Here is a 17,788-nt window from a genome sequence, read left to right as displayed (position 1 = left end):
CACAGGCACAGAAGGGGCGAAGACGACAGTACGGGCGGAGAGGTCAGGGCGCTCCCAGCGCCTCGGCCAGGAACCGCGCCTCGTTCTCACCGAGTCCCGTGGCGATGATCGCAGTCCCCCCAGGCAGCTTGGTCATGATCGCGAAACTCGCCAGCAGCCTCTTGTCACCCTGGACGAACGCCAGCCAGGCCTTCGGATCGTCCGGTTGCAGTTTCCGTCCCGCGATCTTCTCCGTCAGCTCGGCGAACGTCGCCCGGTCGGAGTCCTTCAGAGCGACGCGGACGGACCAGCCCTCCAACCCCGGCGCCTTCTCCTCGTAGGCGGCGACCTCCTTGAACCGGTTGACCGTCATCCCGGGAGCTGTCGAGACGACGACACAGTTCTGACGGTCGTCCGAGGTGAAGGCCCGTCCCGGGGGAGCGGAACTCTGCGGCGGCCACGCGGCAGGATCGGGCGAGCCGGTCGGACACACACCCTCGAACTCGTCCTCCACTTCCAGGATGCGCACGGGGTCGTCCGGCGCCCCCGCAGCGGCATTCTCCGCACCTGCCTCCCAGGGGCGTACCACCAGGACGACCGCGAGCGCGACGACGGCGGCCGCCGCGCCGGTCGCCCACCACAGGCGGGTCCGCAGGGCGGCGGGCGGCGGGAGCCTCAGGCGGGACGTCCGGCCAGGCGCAGGCACCGCCGCCGTCGCCGCGTCCGGGTCGATGCGCCGCCGGGCGGCCTCCACCGCCCGTACACGCCGCTCGCGGTACCTCTCGATCGCCTCGATCCACGCCGCGCTCAGCCAGTCCTCGCCGCCGCGGGCGTCCGGGCGCTCGCCCAGCCTGTCCGCGCAGTACGCGAGGATCTCCGCGGGGGCCGGCCGGTCCTCAGGGTCCAGCGCCAGACACGGCAGCACCAGCCCTTCCAGCTCGGCCGGCAGCCCCGACACGTCCAGGTCGCCCGTCGCCGCGCGGACGAGCTGCTCCAGGGCCGGACCCGCGCCGCCGTCCCGGTACGGAGCCCGGCCGACGGCGAGACAGAACAGCGTCGCGCCCAGCGAGTACACGTCCGACGCGGGGGTGGTCTCCTCACCGCGGGCCTGCTCGGGAGCGGCGTAGGCGACCGTGCCGAGGGCGGTCTGGGTCCGGGTGACGTCATGGGCCTGCGAAATCCCGAAGTCGATGACCCGCGGGCCCTCCACCGGCAGGAGGACGTTCGACGGCTTCACGTCCCGGTGCACGAGGCCTGCCGCGTGGATGGAGACCAGCGCCTCCGCCATCCCGGCCGCCACCCAGTGCAGAGCGCTCGCGTCCAGCGTCCCGCAGCTCTCCACGAGGTCGCGCAGGGAGGGGGCGGGGACGTACTCGGTCGCCATCCACGGCACGGCGGCCGCCGCGTCCGCCGCCACGACACTCGCGGTGAAGACACCCTGCACGCGCTGGGCGAGCACGACCTCGCGGGCGAAACGGCGGCGGTCGTCCTTGCTGTCGGTGATCAGTGTCTTCACCGCGACAGTGCGACCGCCGGGCGAGCGGGCGAGATAGATGCGGCCCATGCCTCCGCTGGCGAGCTCGTCCAGCACCGTGAACGCCCCGAACCTGACGCCCGGACGGACCGCATCGGCCACACCGTCGCTCTGCATGTCCGCCCCCCGGAGACCACGTTGCCGCTCAACCTACCCACTGCGACGGCACCCTGCACCGGGTCTGGGCACGCCGCACGACTCCGGCGGCGCGTCGGGAGCGGCCGCGGTCCCGGGCCGAGGCACAGCCCCGCCCGAGGGGCAGCCGCCCCGCCCAAGGGGCGCTCAGGCCCCGCACAGAGCTGCGCGGCCTACCGTGCCCGCTCCACCCTGCGCTCGTCCCACACCGGCTCCGGAGTCTCGCGGACGACCCCGTCCGATCCGAAGACCAGGTACCGGTCGAAGGAGCGCGCGAACCAGCGGTCGTGCGTCACGGCCAGCACCGTGCCGTCGTAGGCCTCCAGCCCCTCCTGAAGGGCCTCCGCCGACTCCAGGTCCAGGTTGTCCGTCGGCTCGTCGAGCAGCAGGGCCGTGGTCCCCGCGAGCTCCAGCAGCAGGATCTGGAAGCGCGCCTGCTGCCCTCCGGAGAGCTTCTCGAAGGGCTGGTCGCCCTGGCGCTCCAGTTCGTAGCGCCGCAGGACCGACATCGCCCCGCCCCGGTCCTTGGCGTGCTCCGTCCACAGGATGTCGACGAGCGTGCGACCCAGCAGCTCGGGGTGGGCGTGGGTCTGGGCGAAGTGCCCGGGCACGACCCGTGCCCCCAGTTTCCACTCCCCCGCATGGGCCACCGAGGCGTCGCCCGCCAGCAGCCGCAGGAAGTGGGACTTGCCCGACCCGTTGGAACCGAGGACCGCCACCCGCTCCCCGTAGAAGACCTCCAGCGAGAAGGGCTTCATCAGACCGGACAGCTCCAGCCCCTTGCAGGTCAGCGCGCGCACACCGGTGCGTCCGCCCCGCAGCCGCATCCTGATGTCCTGCTCCCTCGGCGGCTCCGGCGGCGGGCCGGCCTCCTCGAACTTCTTGAAGCGGGTCTGCATCGCCCGGTACCGCGAGGCCATGTCCGGGCTGTTCGCCGCCTGCTGCCGCAGCCGCAGCACCAGTGCCTTGAGCCGGGCGTGCTCCTCGTCCCAGCGTCGCTTCAGCTCCTCGAAGCGCGCGAAGCGCTCCCGCCGCGCCTCGTGGAACGTGGCGAAGCCACCGCCGTGGATCCACACGTCCGACCCGGCCGGACCCGGCTCCACCGCCACGATCCGCTCCGCCGCCCTGGCCAGCAGCTCCCGGTCGTGGGAGACGAACAGAACGGTCTTACGGGTCTCCTTCAGCCGGTCCTCGAGCCAGCGCTTGCCGGGCACGTCCAGATAGTTGTCCGGCTCGTCGAGCAGCAGCACCTCGTCGGGGCCGCGCAGCAGTGCCTCCAGCACGAGCCGCTTCTGCTCGCCCCCGGACAGCGTCCGCACCAGGCGCCACTGCGCCTTCTCGTACGGCATCCCGAGCGCCGCCGTGGTGCACATGTCCCAGACGGTCTCCGCCTCGTACCCGCGCGCCTCCGCCCAGTCGCTCAGCGCCTGCGCGTACCGCATCTGCGCGGCCTCGTCGTCGACCGTCATGATGGCGTGCTCCGCGGCGTCCACCGCGGCCGCCGCCTCCCTGATCCGCGGCTGGGCCACGGACACCAGGAGATCGCGGACGGTGCGCTCGTCGCGCACCGAGCCGACGAACTGCCGCATCACGCCGAGTCCGCCGCTGACGCTCACCGAACCGCCGTGCGGCTGGATCTCCCCCGCGATCAGCCGCAGCAAGGTGGTCTTGCCGGCGCCGTTGGCCCCCACCAGCGCCGCCACCGCGCCCTCGCCGACCCGGAACGAGGCGTCGGCGAGGAGCGGACGCCCGTCCGGCAGGTAGTACTCGAGATGCGCGGCCTCTACATGTCCCATGGGGCCGATTCTGACTGCCGGGACCGGCCCCGCCCAACAGGTTTAGGATGCGCGGCATGAGCTTCGGGCAGGGGGGACCACAGTGGGGGTCCGGCGGACAGGACCAGAACCCGTACAACCAGGGCCAGTTCGGACAGAACCAGTACGGCCAGGGACCGGGCCGGTACGGTCAGAACCAGTACGGGCAGGACTCCTTCGACCCGTTCGGCGACCGGTCGGGCGGTGACGGCACGCCCGACTGGGCCGCGCTCGCCGACGCCTCGGCCGCCCGTGCCCGCCGCAGGCGCTGGCTCATGGTCGGCGGCGGCGCACTCGCGACCGCGCTCATAGCCGGCGCCGTCGCCACCGCGATCGTCTCGTCCAACAAGGACGGCGACGACACCGCCTCGGACAAGAACAGCAGCCAGCTCCCCGCGCCGCCGGAACTGCCGCAGAACACCACCGCGCCGGAGCCGTCCTTCTCCTCCGTGGCGCCCCTGCCGCCGCCGAACCCGAAGGACTTCGTCTCCGAGCGCAAGAAGGACACTCTGCCGCTGAGCGCCGAGACGCTGTTCCCCGGCAAGAAGCTGACGATGGGCGACCGCGTCTACGACAAGGGCGCGCTGGCCCGCACCGGCAACTGCGCCTCCGCCGTCAAGGGCGCCCTGGCGACCGCCCTCGAGAGCAACGGCTGCGAGCAGGTCTTCCGCGCCACCTACAGCAAGGACGGCATCGCGGTCACGATCGCCGTCGCCACCTTCGAGAACGAGGCGAAGGCGAAGAAGGCCCTCCAGCAGGCTTCGGGCAGCGTCGTGCCGCTGCCGGGCGCCGGCGTGCCCGCGTTCTGCAAGGGCGGTCCGGTGTGCCGCTCCACCTTCAACGCCTACGGCCGTTACGCCTACTTCACGACCACCGGCTACACCAAGGCCAAGTCCGTCACCAAGCAGGACACCAAGGCCTTCCAGACCGGCGACGACCTGGGCGAGTTCACGTTCCGCCAGATCGTCCGCCGTGGCGAGGCGCAGGCCTCCGCGGCGGCCTCCGCCCCGGCCGGGTAGCCCGGCCGAGGGCGGCACCACCGGTCCCGCGCCGGCGCGGCGGCGGGACCGGCCGACGGTGCCCCGGCCCGACAGACAACTCGCGTCACCCGCCCGTGCAGCCTTCCGGCCCGCCCGGCGATCCCGTCGTCGGAGGCTGTCCGGCCTCCAAGGGCTTCACGCAGGACGGGTGGACGATGTGATTCGCCTTCCGCGGCGCTCTGCGCCGGACAGCCGGCACGGTGGCGGCCGGAACACTGCGGCCCCTGAGGACGGCCGCCCAGTCCGCGCCTCCGCGCCCGTCGCCGGAGGTCCCTCCACGGGCTCGTCCGCGCTGACGGCCGACGGGATCGCGGCGCTCACCGGGCACTCTGCGGCGCCCGGTGGTTCTGGGCCCGCGGCCGCCGCACCGCCTGACCGGTACGCCGAAGGGGGCGGGCACCACCGGCGCCCGCCCCCCTTCACGCACGGCCTCTTCGCGGCAAGTACAGCCGGAGTTCCAGGAGTTGACTCGGCCCTGCCCCGACTCAGCAGCAGCCGGTCGCGGCGGGCAGCGAACGCCTGTTGCGCGCCTCCTTGTTCCGCGCGGCAAGCAACTCGTCGGCCGGGTAGCCGACTTCCTCCAGCGTGAGACCGTGCGGCCGTACGACGTGGACCGCCGAGTCGCGCACACCGGCGGCCAGGACCTTCGCGGGCCACTCGGCGGGCCGGTGACCGTCGCCGACGAACAGCAGCGCGCCCACCAGCGAGCGCACCATGTTGTGGCAGAAGGCGTCGGCCTTCACGGTCGCGGTGATGACGCCGGACGGGTCGCGTTCCCACGACAGTTGCTGGAGCGTGCGGATGGTCGTCGCACCGTCGCGCTTCTTGCAGTACGCCGCGAAGTCGTGCTCCCCGACCAGTCCGGCCGAGGCCTCGTTCATCGCGGCCACGTCCAACGGCCAGTCGTGCCACAGCACATGACCGCGCAGCAGCGGGTCGACGCCGCCGGGGTTGTCCGTCACCCGGTACGCGTAGCGCCGCCATATCGCCGAGAAGCGCGCGTTGAACCCCTCGGGCGCCTCCGCCACGCTCCAGATCCGCACATCGCGCGAGAGCCGGCCGGCCAGACGCTTGAGCAGCTTCTCCCGGTGCTCCGCCCACAGCTCCACGGGCAGATCCACGTGCGCCACCTGGCCGCGCGCGTGCACCCCGGCGTCGGTGCGTCCGGCGACGGTCAGCTCGTACGTCGTCCGCGAGCGCGTGACCGTGCGCAGGGCGTCCTCGATCTCGCCCTGCACGGTCCGCCGGCCGCCGGCCTGCTTCGCCCAGCCGGAGAAGTCCTTGCCGTCGTACGAAAGATCCAGCCGCACCCGTACGAAGCCGGGCTCCACCTCGTCGCTCACGCGATCCATCCTCTCAACTCACGCGGAACGGGCCCGCCCCCAGTGGGGAACGGGCCCGCTCGACGAACCTGAAATCAGGTTCAGGCGTCCTTCGACTCCTCGGCCGGAGCCTCAGCGGCCTCGTCGGCCTTCGCCTCGGCGGCGTCGTCCTTCTTCAGGGCGTCTTCCTTGACCGCGCGCTTCGTGGCGGCCTCGGCCTCGGCCACGGTCGCCTTCTTCGCGATCTCGCCCTCGACGAGCTCGATCACGGCCATCGGGGCGTTGTCGCCACGACGGTTGCCGATCTTGGTGATACGGGTGTAGCCACCCGGACGCTCGGCGTAACGCGGAGCGATCTCGGTGAAGAGCGTGTGCACGATGCCCTTGTCCGTGATCGTCTGCAGCACCAGACGACGGTTGTGGATGTCGCCCTTCTTCGCCTTGGTGATCAGGCGCTCGGCGACCGGACGCAGGCGGCGGGCCTTGGCCTCGGTCGTGGTGATGCGGCCGTGCTCGAACAGCGACTTCGCCAGGTTCGCGAGAAGAAGCTTCTCGTGAGCGGCGCTGCCACCGAAACGGGCTCCCTTGGTGGGACGCGGCATGGGGTTTCTCCTTGTGATCTGCACCGGCCGTATCAGGTACCGGTGTCAGTTCCCTCCCGGCGGTCGCCGGAGGGTGTGCGGGGAGCCGGGGCTCCCCGCAAGCCTTCTCAGTACTGCTCGGTCTCGACGAAGCCCGCGTCCGCGTCGTCGTCGGCGCCGAAGGCGTCGGCGGCGGCGGTCGGGTCGAATCCGGGCGGGCTGTCCTTGAGGGCCAGGCCCATGCCGGCCAGCTTCGCCTTGACCTCGTCGATCGACTTCGCACCGAAGTTGCGGATGTCGAGCAGGTCGGCCTCGGAACGCGCCACGAGCTCACCCACGGAGTGGATGCCCTCACGCTTGAGGCAGTTGTACGAACGAACGGTGAGCTCGAGCTCCTCGATCGGCAGCGCCAGGTCGGCGGCAAGGGCGGCGTCCGTGGGGGACGGGCCCATGTCGATGCCCTCGGCGTCGATGTTGAGCTCGCGGGCCAGACCGAACAGCTCGACCAGGGTCTTACCGGCGGACGCCATGGCGTCACGCGGGCGCATGGCCTGCTTGGTCTCGACGTCGACGATCAGCTTGTCGAAGTCGGTGCGCTGCTCGACTCGGGTCGCCTCGACCTTGTAGGTGACCTTGAGGACCGGCGAGTAGATGGAGTCGACCGGGATCCGGCCGATCTCCTGGCCCACCTGCTTGTTCTGCACGGCGGAGACGTAGCCGCGACCGCGCTCGACGGTCAGCTCCATCTCCAGCTTGCCCTTGCCGTTGAGCGTGGCGAGCACCAGGTCGGGGTTGTGCACCTCGACACCGGCCGGCGGGGCGATGTCAGCAGCGGTGACCAGGCCGGGACCCTGCTTGCGCAGGTACATCACGACCGGCTCGTCGTGCTCCGAGGAGACGACCAGCTGCTTGATGTTCAGGATGAGGTCGGTGACGTCCTCCTTGACGCCCGGCACGGTGGTGAACTCGTGCAGGACACCGTCGATGCGGATGGACGTGACGGCCGCACCCGGGATCGAGGAGAGGAGCGTACGGCGGAGCGAGTTGCCGAGGGTGTAACCGAAGCCCGGCTCGAGGGGCTCGATCACGAACCGCGAGCGGTACTCGTCGACGACCTCTTCGGTCAGCGAGGGACGCTGAGCGATAAGCATGGTGTGTTTCCTTCAGTCATGGATGCCCGCTATTTGACACCCGACAGGTACTGCGTACTGCAAGGGTACGGGCGGTACGCCCCACGTGGGACCTACCGCCCGAAAGCCCTACGTCGACCCAGATGCGTCACGCACCTGAGGTCAGACGCGCCTCCGCTTGGGGGGACGGCAGCCGTTGTGCGGCGTGGGGGTGACGTCCTGGATCGAGCCGACCTCGAGGCCGGTGGCCTGGAGGGAGCGGATCGCGGTCTCACGGCCGGAGCCGGGACCCTTGACGAAGACGTCGACCTTGCGCATGCCGTGCTCCTGCGCGCGACGGGCGGCCGACTCGGCGGCCATCTGCGCGGCGAAGGGGGTGGACTTGCGCGAGCCCTTGAAGCCGACGTGGCCGGCGGAGGCCCAGGAGATCACGTTGCCGCTCGGGTCCGTGATGGACACGATCGTGTTGTTGAACGTGCTCTTGATGTGCGCGTGGCCGTGAGCGACGTTCTTCTTTTCCTTGCGGCGCACCTTCTTGGCAGCGCCCTGACGACCCTTGGGGGGCATCTATAACTCCTACGGGGAGGTGGTCGGTCCTACAGCGAAGACCGCTTGGTAAAGCGTCCGCTGAGGACTACTTCTTGCCCGGCTTCTTCTTACCGGCGATGGCGCGACGCGGGCCCTTGCGGGTACGGGCGTTCGTGCTGGTCCGCTGTCCGTGCACGGGCAGGCCACGACGGTGACGGATGCCCTGGTAGCACTGGATCTCGATCTTGCGGCGAATGTCGCCCTGGATCTCGCGGCGGAGGTCGCCCTCGGTCTGGAGGTTGGCGTCCACGTACTCGCGGATCTTGACCAGGTCCTCTTCGGCCAGGTCACGAACGCGGGTGTTCGGGTTCACGCCGGTCGAGGCGAGGATCTCCTTGGACCGGGTACGCCCGATACCGAAGACGTAGGTGAGTGCGATCTCCACACGCTTCTCGCGCGGGATGTCAACACCGGAAACGCGTGCCATTCAATGGCTCCTGTGTGTTCGGGGGTCTGCCACAGAACCGCTCCCCGTTCGCCGTATGAGGTACGAGCGAGGTCCCCGGCCCCCGCCGGAGGTGCCGCCGACCCTTGCGGGCTGGGCGGGCTCTGCGTATGTACGTTGCTTGCGTCGCGCGAAGAACTGCGGGTGCAGGTCGGTCGGCGTGCGTCAGCCCTGGCGCTGCTTGTGGCGCAGGTTGTCGCAGATGACCATGACCCGGCCGTGACGGCGGATCACCTTGCACTTGTCGCAGATCTTCTTGACGCTCGGCTTGACCTTCATGGGATGTGAGGTTCTCCGGGTCAGTGCCGACACCCCGCGAGGGGGGTGCGACAAGATCTACTTGTACCGGTAGACGATCCGGCCACGCGTCAGGTCGTACGGGGAGAGCTCCACGACGACCCGGTCGTCCGGGAGGATACGGATGTAGTGCATCCGCATCTTGCCGGAGATGTGCGCGAGGACCTTGTGACCGTTCTGGAGCTCCACCTTGAACATGGCGTTCGGGAGGGACTCGATCACGGTGCCCTCGATTTCGATGGCACCTTGCTTCTTGGCCACGCTTCGCCTTTCGAATCGGCTACCTTGATCGACTCCCGCCACCGTGTGAGGACACACGGGTACACGAGAGCCGACGCATCAGTCTACGTCAGGCCTTTCGAAAAGACGAATCCGGCAAGTGTGCCCAACGTGAGAGATCGTTAAGCGGCGCGCGCGCCCGAAGACGCGCCGCGGCCGCCGCGCGTCATGCCAGCGGGTCCGGCGCCGCCGTGATGCCCAGCTCCGCCAGTTTCGCCTTGCCGCCGTCGTGGGCGGTCAGGACCAGCGGGCCCTCCTCCGTCAGCGCGACCGAGTGCTCCCAGTGGGAGGACCAGGTGCCGTCGGTGGTGATGACCGTCCAGTCGTCGGACAGGACCTCCGTGTGCGGCGTGCCGAGCGACACCATCGGCTCGATGGCCAGGCAGAAGCCGGGGACCAGCTTGGGGCCCTTGCCGCGCTTGCGCGAGACGTAGTTCAGCAGGTGCGGGTCCATGTGCATCTCGGTGCCGATGCCGTGGCCGCCGTAGTCCTCGATGATCCCGTACTTACCGGTCGCGGGACGCGGCTGGCGGCGGATGTACGTCTCGATGGCGCGGGAGACGTCGACGAGCCGGTTGCCGTTCTTCATCGCGGCGATGCCGGCCCACATCGACTCCTCGGTCACCCGGGACAGCTCGAGGAGCTCCGGAGCGTGGCCGCTGCCCACGAAGGCTGTGTAGGCGGCGTCCCCGTGCCAGCCGTCGACGATGGCCCCGCAGTCGATGGAGATGATGTCGCCGTCCTTGAGGACGGTCTTGTCGTCCGGGATGCCGTGGACGACGACCTCGTTGACCGAGGTGCAGATCGTCGCGGGGAAGCCCCCGTAACCGAGGAAGTTCGACTTCGCGCCGTGGTCGGCGATCACCTTGCGGGCGACCTCGTCGAGATCCTTGGTCGTGGCGCCGGGCACCGCGGCCTTGCGGGTCGCGTCGTGGATGGCGGCGACGACCAGTCCCGCCTCGCGCATCTTCGCGATCTGCTCGGGGGTCTTGATCTGCACCATTGCGGCGGGCGCCTTTCTGGACAAGTGGTACCGGGCTTATCAACGATACGGCCGCGGCGTCCGAAGGACACCGCGGCCGTGACTCTCAAGAAACTGCCTCGCAGGTGCTCAGGCCTGGGCGGCCTTGTCCACCTGGAGGGCCTCCATCGCCCGGGCGGTCACATCGGTGACCTTGCCGAGCGCGGAGATGGTGACCACCAGGCCCTGCGACCTGTAGTAGTCGATGATCGGCTCGGTCTGCGTGTGGTAGACCTCGAGCCGCTTGCGGACCGTCTCCTCCGAGTCGTCGTCGCGCTGGTACAGCTCGCCGCCGCACTCGTCGCAGACGCCCTCGGCCTTGGCCGGGGAGTACGTCACGTGGAAGACGTGCGCGCTGTTGTTGCGGCACACACGACGTCCGGCGATCCGCTTGACGACCTCGTCCTCGGGGACCTCCAGGTCGAGCACGGCGTCCAGCTGGACGCCCTCGCCCTTGAGCATCTCGTCCAGCGCCCCGGCCTGGCCCACGTTGCGCGGGAAGCCGTCGAGCAGGAAGCCGCCCACGGCGTCCGGCTGGGACATGCGGTCCTTGGCCATCCCGATGGTCACCTCGTCGGGGACCAGGTTGCCGGCGTCCATGTACGCCTTGGCCTGCTTCCCCAGCTCGGTGCCCTGGGAGATGTTGGCGCGGAACAGGTCGCCCGTGGAGATGTGCGGGATCGACAGGTTCTTGGCGAGGAACGCAGCCTGCGTCCCTTTCCCGGCACCGGGCGGTCCGACGAGGACGATTCGCATCAGCGGAGGAACCCTTCGTAATTGCGCTGCTGGAGCTGGCTCTCGATCTGCTTCACGGTCTCCAGACCCACACCCACGATGATGAGGATGCTCGTCCCGCCGAACGGGAAGTTCTGGTTCGCGCCGCCGAAGCCTGCCAACGCCATCGTCGGGACAAGAGCAATCAGACCCAGGTACAGCGAGCCCGGCCAAGTGATCCTGTTGAGCACGTAGCTCAGATACTCGGCAGTAGGTCGACCAGCCCGGATACCCGGGATGAAGCCACCATACTTCTTCATGTTGTCCGCGACTTCCTCGGGGTTGAACGAGATCGCCACATAGAAGAAGGCGAAGAACACGATCAGGAGGAAGTACGTGATGATGTAGTAGGGGTGATCGCCCTTGACGAAGTGGGCTTCGATCCAGGTTTTCCAGCCCGACTGCGAGTTCGAGAACTGCGCGACGAGCGCCGGAATGTAGAGCAGCGACGAGGCGAAGATGACGGGAATCACACCCGCCTGGTTCACCTTGAGCGGGATGTATGTGGACGTACCGCCGTACGACCTGCGACCGATCATCCGCTTCGCGTACTGCACCGGGATGCGCCGCTGGGCCTGCTCGACGAAGACGACCAGCGCAACCATCACGAAGCCGATCAGGATGACCGTGCCGAACTCGATCCAGCCCTGGGCGAGCTTGCCGCTCTCCTTGATCGCCCAGAGGGCGCCCGGGAAGCCGGCGGCGATCGAGATGAACATCAGGATCGACATGCCGTTGCCGATGCCGCGGTCGGTGATGAGCTCACCGAGCCACATGACGGCCGCGGTACCGGCGGTCATGGTGACGACCATCACGATGGTGGTGAAGATCGAGCGGTCCGGCACGATCTCGTTCCCGACCGGGCAGCTGGCGAAGAGCGCCCCGCTCCGGGCGGTGGCGACGAGGCCGGTGCCCTGCAGCACCGCGAGCGCCACCGTCAGGTAACGCGTGTACTGCGTGATCTTCGCCGTGCCGGACTGACCCTCCTTCTTGAGGGCCTCCAGCCGCGGGATGACCACGGTCAGCAGCTGCAGGATGATGCTCGCCGTGATGTACGGCATGATGCCGAGCGCGAAGATGGTGATCTGCAGCAGCGCTCCGCCGCTGAACATGTTCACCAGCCCGAACAGGCTGTTGTTGCCCTTCGTGGCCGCGTCGACACAGATCTGGACATTCTGATAACTGACACCGGGTACCGGGATGTGTGACCCGAGTCGGTACAGAACGATGATGGCCAGTGTGAAGAGCAGCTTCTTGCGCAGGTCGGGCGTCTTGAACGCCCGGGCGAACGCGGTGAGCACGGTGCCTCCTGCGACCCCCGCGCTACTGCGTCAGAGGTGACGGTCTTGAGGATCGACGAATACGTATCAGGCAAAATCCGCACGGGGCGCCAGTAGGCACACCGGGCTGAAGTTAACAACGCACGACACCTTACCGGCGACCGTGCCCCCCAAGGAACGACCAACCGGGGATGCCCCTTATGAGAGGCATCCCCGGTCGGATGTTCAAGCCATCGAGTCGTCTCAGACGAGCTCGGTGACGGTGCCGCCGGCGGCGGCAATCTTCTCCTTGGCGGAACCGGAGACGGCGTCGACCGTCACCTGCAGCGCCACGGAGATCTCGCCCTGGCCCAGGACCTTGACGAGGCTGTTCTTGCGCACGGCACCCTTGTCGACCAGGTCGGCAACGGTGACCTCGCCACCCTCGGGGTAGAGGGCAGCGAGCTTGTCCAGGTTCACGACCTGGTACTCGGTGCGGAACGGGTTCTTGAAGCCCTTGAGCTTCGGGAGACGCATGTGGAGGGGCATCTGCCCACCCTCGAAGCGCTCCGGAACCTGGTAACGGGCCTTGGTGCCCTTGGTACCACGACCGGCCGTCTTACCCTTCGACGCCTCACCACGACCCACACGGGTCTTGGCGGTCTTGGCGCCCGGGGCGGGACGGAGGTTGTGGACCTTCAGCGGGTTCTGCTCCGCCATGTCAGTCGACCTCCTCGACCGTCACGAGGTGGCGGACGGTGTGAACCATTCCGCGGAACTCGGGGCGGTCCTCCTTGACGACCACGTCGTTCAGGCGCTTGAGCCCGAGCGAACGCAGGGTGTCACGGTGGTTCTGCTTGCTGCCGATGTACGACTTCGTCTGCGTGATCTTGAGGCGGGCCATTACGCACCCGCTCCCGCACGCGCACGGAGCAGAGCCGCGGGGGCGACGTCCTCGAGGGGCAGACCACGGCGAGCCGCGATCTCCTCGGGACGCTGCAGGCCCTTGAGGGCCGCCACGGTCGCGTGCACGATGTTGATCGCGTTGTCCGAGCCGAGCGACTTCGACAGGATGTCGTGCACGCCCGCGCACTCGAGCACGGCGCGCACCGGGCCACCGGCGATAACACCGGTACCGGGGGAAGCCGGCTTGAGCAGGACGACGCCGGCAGCCTTCTCACCCTGGATCGGGTGAGGGATGGTGCCCTGGATACGGGGGACCTTGAAGAAGTGCTTCTTGGCCTCCTCAACACCCTTGGCGATGGCGGCCGGCACCTCCTTGGCCTTGCCGTAACCGACGCCTACGGTGCCGTCACCGTCACCCACCACGACGAGCGCGGTGAAGCTGAAGCGACGACCACCCTTGACAACCTTGGCGACGCGGTTGATCGCGACAACGCGCTCAACGTACGCGGTCTTCTCGGCGGCAGCTGCGCCACCGTCGCGACCCTTCCGGTCCCGCCGCTCGCCGCCACCGGCACCGCTTCCGCGGCGCTGGGGTCCAGCCATTGGATTTACCTCTCTCTGTTACGTCCGTTAGTCCCGGAACCGGGGCTCAGAACTTCAGCCCGGCTTCGCGGGCGGCGTCAGCCAGAGCGGCAATGCGCCCGGCGTACCTGTTGCCACCACGGTCGAACACGACGGCCTCGACGCCGGCGGCCTTGGCGCGCTCGGCGACCAGGGAACCGACCTGCTTGGCCTGGGCGCTCTTGTCGCCCTCGCCACCACGGATCGAGGTGTCCAGGGTCGACGCCGAAGCGAGCGTGTGGCCCGCGATGTCGTCGATGACCTGGGCCACGATGTGGCGGTTGGAACGCGTCACGACCAGGCGCGGACGCTCCGGCGTACCGGAGACGTTCTTGCGGACGCGGATGTGGCGGCGCTTGATGGCGGCGCGCTTGTACGCGTCACCCTTGGCAATCTTCACACCGTATGCCATGGCTTACTTACCCGCCTTTCCGACCTTGCGGCGGATGACCTCGCCCGCATACTTCACGCCCTTGGCCTTGTACGGGTCGGGCTTGCGCAGCTTGCGGATGTTCGCGGCGACCTCGCCGACCTTCTGCTTGTCGATGCCCTCGACCGAGAACTTGGTCGGCGACTCGACCTTGAAGGAGATGCCTTCCGGCGCCTCCACCAGGATCGGGTGGCTGTAACCGAGCTGGAACTCCAGGTTGGAGCCCTTCGCGGCGACGCGGTAACCGACACCGCTGATCTCGAGCGCCTTGGTGTATCCCTGGGTCACACCGGTGATCATGTTCGCCACCAGCGTGCGGGACAGGCCGTGCAGGGCCTTGTTCTGACGCTCGTCGTTGGGACGGGTGACGTTGAGCACGCCCTCCTCGCCCTTAACAATCTCGATCGGCGCAGCGACGGTGTGCGTGAGGGAGCCCTTCGGACCCTTCACCGCGACCGTGCGGCCATCGATGGTGACGTCCACACCGGCGGGAACCTGGATGGGGAGCTTGCCGATTCGCGACATTAGCTTTTCCTCCGTTCCCGACTACCAGACGTAGGCGAGGACTTCCCCACCCACGCCCTTCTTCTGCGCCTGCTGGCCGGTCAGGAGACCGTGGGACGTGGAGATGATCGCCACGCCCAGGCCGCCGAGAACCTTCGGCAGGTTGGTGGACTTCGCGTAAACACGCAGACCCGGCTTGGAGATGCGCTTGATGCCGGCGATCGAACGCTCACGGTTCGGGCCGAACTTCAGCTCGAGGACGAGGTTCTTGCCGACCTCGGCGTCCTCGACCTTCCAGCCGGTGATGAAACCCTCCTGCTGGAGGATCTCGGCGATGTGCGACTTGATCTTGCTGTGCGGCATCACCACGGAGTCGTGGTACGCCGAGTTCGCGTTACGCAGACGCGTCAGCATGTCTGCGATCGGATCAGTCATGGTCATGAATTGGCCTTCGGCCTCTCTCGCCGGGGTTTCCTGTATGCGCCATCCCTCTCCCCACACTGGGGCGGGACGGGTGCGGCGCGGGGACCTACGGCGTAGTAAGTCGTACGGGCGGCAGACGCCCAACCCTCCTAGCCTAAGCCATGGAGAGAAGGGCCCCTGCCAACCCTCTGCTTACCGAGAGACTCCGGTTGTCCCGATTAAGGGGACTACCAGGAGCTCTTGGTCACGCCCGGCAGCTCGCCACGGTGAGCCATCTCACGAAGGCACACGCGGCACAGGCCGAACTTGCGGTACACGGAGTGCGGGCGGCCGCAGCGCTGGCAGCGGGTGTACGCACGCACACCGAACTTGGGCTTACGAGCAGCCTTGGCAATAAGAGCCTTCTTCGCCATCTCGCTTACGCCTCCTTGAACGGGAAGCCGAGGTGACGCAGAAGGGCTCGGCCCTCGTCGTCGTTGGTCGCCGTGGTGACCACGGTGATGTCCATACCCCGGACGCGGTCGATCTTGTCCTGGTCGATCTCGTGGAACATGACCTGCTCCGTGAGACCGAAGGTGTAGTTGCCACGGCCGTCGAACTGCTTGGGGGACAGACCACGGAAGTCGCGGATGCGCGGAAGCGCGAGCGACAGGGTGCGGTCCAGGAACTCCCACATGCGGTCGCCACGAAGCGTGACGTGGGCACCGATCGGCTGGCCCTCACGCAGCTTGAACTGCGCGATGGACTTGCGGGCCTTGGTGACGGCCGGCTTCTGGCCGGTGATCGTGGTGAGGTCGCGAATCGCGCCGTCGATCAGCTTGGAGTCGCGGGCGGCGTCGCCCACACCCATGTTGACCACGATCTTGACGAGGCCGGGGACCTGCATGACGTTCTCGTAGGAGAACTCCTCACGCAGCTTGCCCGCGATCTCCTCGCGGTACTTCGTCTTCAGACGCGGAGTGGTGGTGGTAGCCATCAGATGTCCTCACCCGTCCGCTTGGCAACGCGGATCTTGTTGCCCTCGTCGTCGAAGCGGAAACCGACGCGGGTCACGACCTTCTTGCCGTCCTTCTCCACGACGAGCTGAACATTGCTCACGTGAATGGGGGCCTCGGTCGTGACGATGCCACCGGTCTGCGAACCACGAGCGGTCTGGCCGGCCTTGGTGTGCTTCTTGACCCGGTTGACACCCTCGACCAGGACGCGGTCCTCGCGGGGGAAGGCCTGAATGACCTTGCCCTGCTTGCCCTTGTCCTTACCGGTGATGACCTGAACCAGGTCGCCCTTCTTGATCTTCATGCTTACAGCACCTCCGGCGCGAGCGAGATGATCTTCATGAACTTCTTCTCGCGCAGCTCACGGCCCACCGGGCCGAAGATACGGGTGCCGCGAGGGTCGCCGTCGTTCTTCAGAATGACGGCGGCGTTCTCGTCGAAGCGGATGTACGAGCCGTCCTGACGACGACGCTCCTTGACGGTGCGAACGATGACCGCCTTGACGACGTCACCCTTCTTCACGTTGCCACCGGGGATCGCGTCCTTGACGGTGGCGACGATGACGTCACCGATGCCCGCGTAGCGGCGACCGGAGCCACCGAGAACACGGATGCAAAGGATCTCCTTGGCACCAGTGTTGTCGGCGACGCGCAGTCGCGACTCCTGCTGGATCACGTCTATCTCCTGATTGTCTGCCGGTTCCCGGCGGGGGCTCTCCTCTTACGAGGAAAGACCCCCACCGAGCCTGGCGGAACGAACTCGAAGGGTTACCCCTTCAAGCAATTACTTGGCCTTCTCGAGGATCTCGACGATGCGCCAGCGCTTGGTCGCCGACAGCGGACGCGTCTCCATGATGAGGACGCGGTCGCCGACGCCGGCAGCGTTCTGCTCGTCGTGCGCCTTGAGCTTGTTGGTACGGCGGATGACCTTGCCGTACAGCGCGTGCTTCACGCGGTCCTCGACGGCGACGACGACGGTCTTGTCCATCTTGTCGCTGACGACGAGACCCTCACGGGTCTTGCGGAAACCGCGGGCGGTCTTGTCTTCAGTCACATTGCTCTCGCTCATCAGGCGCTCTCCACCGTCTCGATGCCCAGCTCGCGCTCACGCATCAGGGTGTAGATCCGCGCGATGTCCTTGCGGACGGCCTTCAGCCGGCCGTGGTTCTCGAGCTGACCGGTCGCCGCCTGGAAGCGGAGGTTGAACAGCTCTTCCTTGGCCTCGCGGAGCTTGGCAACAAGCTCCTCGTTGCCCAGCTCGCGCAGCTCGGACGCCTTGGTACCGGCCGACATCACGCTTCACCTGCCTCGCGCTTGACGATCCGGCACTTCATCGGCAGCTTGTGGGCCGCGCGAGTCAGAGCCTCACGTGCAATCTTTTCGTTCGGGTAGGACAGCTCGAACATGACCCGGCCCGGGTGCACGTTCGCGACCCACCACTCGGGGGAACCCTTACCGGAACCCATGCGGGTCTCGGCGGGCTTCTTGGTCAGCGGGCGGTCCGGGTAGATGTTGATCCAGACCTTGCCGCCACGCTTGATGTGGCGGGTCATCGCGATACGAGCCGCCTCGATCTGGCGGTTGGTCACGTACGCCGGAGTCATGGCCTGGATGCCGTACTCGCCGAACGCAACCGTCGTACCACCCTTGGCCATACCGCGGCGCTTCGGGTGGTGCTGCTTGCGGTGCTTGACCCTACGGGGGATCAGCAT

26 protein-coding genes are annotated in these 17,788 nt (G+C 68.0%); 1 reads left to right on the top strand and 25 read right to left on the bottom strand.

What is annotated here, in order from left to right; all coding sequences use genetic code 11:
* Nucleotides 1–43 precede the first annotated feature (43 nt).
* Nucleotides 44–1,630, bottom strand: a complete 1,587-nt coding sequence (locus ACIPJI_RS07110; RefSeq protein WP_402244915.1) for a serine/threonine protein kinase — start codon at nucleotides 1,628–1,630, stop codon at nucleotides 44–46.
* A 191-nt stretch (nucleotides 1,631–1,821) separates the two neighbouring features.
* Nucleotides 1,822–3,444: an ATP-binding cassette domain-containing protein gene (locus ACIPJI_RS07105; protein WP_356620557.1), complete on the bottom strand. Its 1,623-nt coding sequence runs from the start codon at nucleotides 3,442–3,444 to the stop codon at nucleotides 1,822–1,824.
* 56 nt (nucleotides 3,445–3,500) lie between these two features.
* Here ACIPJI_RS07105 and ACIPJI_RS07100 point away from each other — a divergent pair, with 56 nt between their 5' ends.
* On the top strand, nucleotides 3,501–4,481 hold the full coding sequence (locus ACIPJI_RS07100) for a hypothetical protein (protein WP_402244913.1): 981 nt from the start codon (nucleotides 3,501–3,503) through the stop codon (nucleotides 4,479–4,481).
* Between the two features lie 506 nt (nucleotides 4,482–4,987).
* On the opposite strand, the gene truA is transcribed toward ACIPJI_RS07100, so the two are convergent.
* The 23 genes from truA to rplP form a co-directional block, all read right to left on the bottom strand.
* Nucleotides 4,988–5,845: a tRNA pseudouridine(38-40) synthase TruA gene (gene truA / locus ACIPJI_RS07095; RefSeq protein WP_307707799.1), complete on the bottom strand. Its 858-nt coding sequence runs from the start codon at nucleotides 5,843–5,845 to the stop codon at nucleotides 4,988–4,990.
* Between the two features lie 80 nt (nucleotides 5,846–5,925).
* Nucleotides 5,926–6,426: a 50S ribosomal protein L17 gene (gene rplQ, locus ACIPJI_RS07090; RefSeq protein ID WP_307707798.1), complete on the bottom strand. Its 501-nt coding sequence runs from the start codon at nucleotides 6,424–6,426 to the stop codon at nucleotides 5,926–5,928.
* A gap of 107 nt (nucleotides 6,427–6,533) precedes the next feature.
* On the bottom strand, nucleotides 6,534–7,556 hold the full coding sequence (locus ACIPJI_RS07085; protein WP_003956430.1) for a DNA-directed RNA polymerase subunit alpha: 1,023 nt from the start codon (nucleotides 7,554–7,556) through the stop codon (nucleotides 6,534–6,536).
* Nucleotides 7,557–7,697: 141 nt separating this feature from the next.
* Complete coding sequence (rpsK, locus tag ACIPJI_RS07080; RefSeq protein WP_003956432.1) at nucleotides 7,698–8,102, bottom strand: 30S ribosomal protein S11; 405 nt, start codon at nucleotides 8,100–8,102, stop codon at nucleotides 7,698–7,700.
* 67 nt (nucleotides 8,103–8,169) lie between these two features.
* A complete protein-coding gene (gene rpsM / locus ACIPJI_RS07075) occupies nucleotides 8,170–8,550 on the bottom strand; it encodes a 30S ribosomal protein S13 (RefSeq protein WP_005313488.1) in 381 nt (126 codons plus the stop codon).
* 183 nt (nucleotides 8,551–8,733) lie between these two features.
* Nucleotides 8,734–8,847: a 50S ribosomal protein L36 gene (gene rpmJ / locus ACIPJI_RS07070; RefSeq protein WP_003956441.1), complete on the bottom strand. Its 114-nt coding sequence runs from the start codon at nucleotides 8,845–8,847 to the stop codon at nucleotides 8,734–8,736.
* A gap of 57 nt (nucleotides 8,848–8,904) precedes the next feature.
* Complete coding sequence (infA, locus tag ACIPJI_RS07065) at nucleotides 8,905–9,126, bottom strand: translation initiation factor IF-1 (RefSeq protein ID WP_003956442.1); 222 nt, start codon at nucleotides 9,124–9,126, stop codon at nucleotides 8,905–8,907.
* Between the two features lie 184 nt (nucleotides 9,127–9,310).
* Nucleotides 9,311–10,147, bottom strand: a complete 837-nt coding sequence (gene map / locus ACIPJI_RS07060; RefSeq protein WP_356620554.1) for a type I methionyl aminopeptidase — start codon at nucleotides 10,145–10,147, stop codon at nucleotides 9,311–9,313.
* 108 nt (nucleotides 10,148–10,255) lie between these two features.
* A complete protein-coding gene (locus tag ACIPJI_RS07055) occupies nucleotides 10,256–10,921 on the bottom strand; it encodes an adenylate kinase (protein ID WP_402244909.1) in 666 nt (221 codons plus the stop codon).
* Nucleotides 10,921–12,240 carry a preprotein translocase subunit SecY gene (gene secY, locus ACIPJI_RS07050; RefSeq protein WP_307707795.1) on the bottom strand — a complete coding sequence of 440 codons (1,320 nt, stop codon included), beginning with the start codon at nucleotides 12,238–12,240 and terminating at the stop codon, nucleotides 10,921–10,923. The genes ACIPJI_RS07055 and secY overlap by 1 nt, the downstream gene beginning before the upstream one ends.
* 222 nt (nucleotides 12,241–12,462) lie before the next feature.
* Nucleotides 12,463–12,918, bottom strand: a complete 456-nt coding sequence (rplO, locus tag ACIPJI_RS07045; protein WP_005313522.1) for a 50S ribosomal protein L15 — start codon at nucleotides 12,916–12,918, stop codon at nucleotides 12,463–12,465.
* Nucleotide 12,919: 1 nt separating this feature from the next.
* Nucleotides 12,920–13,102 (bottom strand): 50S ribosomal protein L30, encoded by a 183-nt coding sequence (gene rpmD, locus ACIPJI_RS07040; RefSeq protein WP_005313525.1) that lies wholly within the window; start codon nucleotides 13,100–13,102, stop codon nucleotides 12,920–12,922.
* On the bottom strand, nucleotides 13,102–13,707 hold the full coding sequence (gene rpsE / locus ACIPJI_RS07035; protein WP_005313527.1) for a 30S ribosomal protein S5: 606 nt from the start codon (nucleotides 13,705–13,707) through the stop codon (nucleotides 13,102–13,104). Before rpsE ends, rpmD begins: the two co-directional genes overlap by 1 nt.
* Before the next feature lie 46 nt (nucleotides 13,708–13,753).
* Entirely contained in the window at nucleotides 13,754–14,137 is a 384-nt protein-coding gene (rplR, locus tag ACIPJI_RS07030) for a 50S ribosomal protein L18 (RefSeq protein ID WP_005313533.1), read from the bottom strand.
* 3 nt (nucleotides 14,138–14,140) lie between these two features.
* A complete protein-coding gene (gene rplF / locus ACIPJI_RS07025) occupies nucleotides 14,141–14,680 on the bottom strand; it encodes a 50S ribosomal protein L6 (RefSeq protein WP_005313535.1) in 540 nt (179 codons plus the stop codon).
* Between the two features lie 21 nt (nucleotides 14,681–14,701).
* On the bottom strand, nucleotides 14,702–15,100 hold the full coding sequence (gene rpsH, locus ACIPJI_RS07020) for a 30S ribosomal protein S8 (RefSeq protein ID WP_005313538.1): 399 nt from the start codon (nucleotides 15,098–15,100) through the stop codon (nucleotides 14,702–14,704).
* A 209-nt stretch (nucleotides 15,101–15,309) separates the two neighbouring features.
* Entirely contained in the window at nucleotides 15,310–15,495 is a 186-nt protein-coding gene (locus tag ACIPJI_RS07015) for a type Z 30S ribosomal protein S14 (RefSeq protein WP_003956452.1), read from the bottom strand.
* Nucleotides 15,496–15,500: 5 nt separating this feature from the next.
* Nucleotides 15,501–16,058 carry a 50S ribosomal protein L5 gene (gene rplE / locus ACIPJI_RS07010; RefSeq protein ID WP_018847497.1) on the bottom strand — a complete coding sequence of 186 codons (558 nt, stop codon included), beginning with the start codon at nucleotides 16,056–16,058 and terminating at the stop codon, nucleotides 15,501–15,503.
* Nucleotides 16,058–16,381, bottom strand: coding sequence for a 50S ribosomal protein L24 (gene rplX, locus ACIPJI_RS07005; RefSeq protein WP_159688581.1), 324 nt, complete (start codon nucleotides 16,379–16,381; stop codon nucleotides 16,058–16,060). Before rplX ends, rplE begins: the two co-directional genes overlap by 1 nt.
* Before the next feature lie 2 nt (nucleotides 16,382–16,383).
* Nucleotides 16,384–16,752 carry a 50S ribosomal protein L14 gene (gene rplN, locus ACIPJI_RS07000; RefSeq protein ID WP_003956455.1) on the bottom strand — a complete coding sequence of 123 codons (369 nt, stop codon included), beginning with the start codon at nucleotides 16,750–16,752 and terminating at the stop codon, nucleotides 16,384–16,386.
* A gap of 108 nt (nucleotides 16,753–16,860) precedes the next feature.
* Complete coding sequence (gene rpsQ / locus ACIPJI_RS06995; protein WP_005313575.1) at nucleotides 16,861–17,145, bottom strand: 30S ribosomal protein S17; 285 nt, start codon at nucleotides 17,143–17,145, stop codon at nucleotides 16,861–16,863.
* Nucleotides 17,145–17,369: a 50S ribosomal protein L29 gene (rpmC, locus tag ACIPJI_RS06990; protein ID WP_017949657.1), complete on the bottom strand. Its 225-nt coding sequence runs from the start codon at nucleotides 17,367–17,369 to the stop codon at nucleotides 17,145–17,147. Before rpmC ends, rpsQ begins: the two co-directional genes overlap by 1 nt.
* Entirely contained in the window at nucleotides 17,369–17,788 is a 420-nt protein-coding gene (rplP, locus tag ACIPJI_RS06985; RefSeq protein WP_005313579.1) for a 50S ribosomal protein L16, read from the bottom strand. The genes rpmC and rplP overlap by 1 nt, the downstream gene beginning before the upstream one ends.

The sequence above is a fragment of the Streptomyces sp. NPDC086835 genome (assembly GCF_044745705.1).
Taxonomy (GTDB): domain Bacteria; phylum Actinomycetota; class Actinomycetes; order Streptomycetales; family Streptomycetaceae; genus Streptomyces.
The sequence above is the reverse complement of the archived record's forward strand: the minus strand, read 5'-3'. Positions and strand labels throughout refer to the sequence as shown.

Coding starts and splice junctions, on each gene's coding strand:
- ACIPJI_RS07110 (WP_402244915.1), bottom strand. CDS start 1,630: ATGCAGAGCGACGGTGTGGCCGATGCGGTCCGTCCGGGCGTCAGGTTC.
- ACIPJI_RS07105 (WP_356620557.1), bottom strand. CDS start 3,444: ATGGGACATGTAGAGGCCGCGCATCTCGAGTACTACCTGCCGGACGGG.
- ACIPJI_RS07100 (WP_402244913.1), top strand. CDS start 3,501: ATGAGCTTCGGGCAGGGGGGACCACAGTGGGGGTCCGGCGGACAGGAC.
- rplQ (WP_307707798.1), bottom strand. CDS start 6,426: ATGCCGCGTCCCACCAAGGGAGCCCGTTTCGGTGGCAGCGCCGCTCAC.
- ACIPJI_RS07085 (WP_003956430.1), bottom strand. CDS start 7,556: ATGCTTATCGCTCAGCGTCCCTCGCTGACCGAAGAGGTCGTCGACGAG.
- rpsK (WP_003956432.1), bottom strand. CDS start 8,102: ATGCCCCCCAAGGGTCGTCAGGGCGCTGCCAAGAAGGTGCGCCGCAAG.
- rpsM (WP_005313488.1), bottom strand. CDS start 8,550: ATGGCACGCGTTTCCGGTGTTGACATCCCGCGCGAGAAGCGTGTGGAG.
- rpmJ (WP_003956441.1), bottom strand. CDS start 8,847: ATGAAGGTCAAGCCGAGCGTCAAGAAGATCTGCGACAAGTGCAAGGTG.
- map (WP_356620554.1), bottom strand. CDS start 10,147: ATGGTGCAGATCAAGACCCCCGAGCAGATCGCGAAGATGCGCGAGGCG.
- ACIPJI_RS07055 (WP_402244909.1), bottom strand. CDS start 10,921: ATGCGAATCGTCCTCGTCGGACCGCCCGGTGCCGGGAAAGGGACGCAG.
- rplO (WP_005313522.1), bottom strand. CDS start 12,918: ATGGCGGAGCAGAACCCGCTGAAGGTCCACAACCTCCGTCCCGCCCCG.
- rpmD (WP_005313525.1), bottom strand. CDS start 13,102: ATGGCCCGCCTCAAGATCACGCAGACGAAGTCGTACATCGGCAGCAAG.
- rpsE (WP_005313527.1), bottom strand. CDS start 13,707: ATGGCTGGACCCCAGCGCCGCGGAAGCGGTGCCGGTGGCGGCGAGCGG.
- rplR (WP_005313533.1), bottom strand. CDS start 14,137: ATGGCATACGGTGTGAAGATTGCCAAGGGTGACGCGTACAAGCGCGCC.
- rplF (WP_005313535.1), bottom strand. CDS start 14,680: ATGTCGCGAATCGGCAAGCTCCCCATCCAGGTTCCCGCCGGTGTGGAC.
- rpsH (WP_005313538.1), bottom strand. CDS start 15,100: ATGACCATGACTGATCCGATCGCAGACATGCTGACGCGTCTGCGTAAC.
- ACIPJI_RS07015 (WP_003956452.1), bottom strand. CDS start 15,495: ATGGCGAAGAAGGCTCTTATTGCCAAGGCTGCTCGTAAGCCCAAGTTC.
- rplE (WP_018847497.1), bottom strand. CDS start 16,058: ATGGCTACCACCACCACTCCGCGTCTGAAGACGAAGTACCGCGAGGAG.
- rplX (WP_159688581.1), bottom strand. CDS start 16,381: ATGAAGATCAAGAAGGGCGACCTGGTTCAGGTCATCACCGGTAAGGAC.
- rpsQ (WP_005313575.1), bottom strand. CDS start 17,145: ATGAGCGAGAGCAATGTGACTGAAGACAAGACCGCCCGCGGTTTCCGC.
- rpmC (WP_017949657.1), bottom strand. CDS start 17,369: ATGTCGGCCGGTACCAAGGCGTCCGAGCTGCGCGAGCTGGGCAACGAG.
- rplP (WP_005313579.1), bottom strand. CDS start 17,788: ATGCTGATCCCCCGTAGGGTCAAGCACCGCAAGCAGCACCACCCGAAG.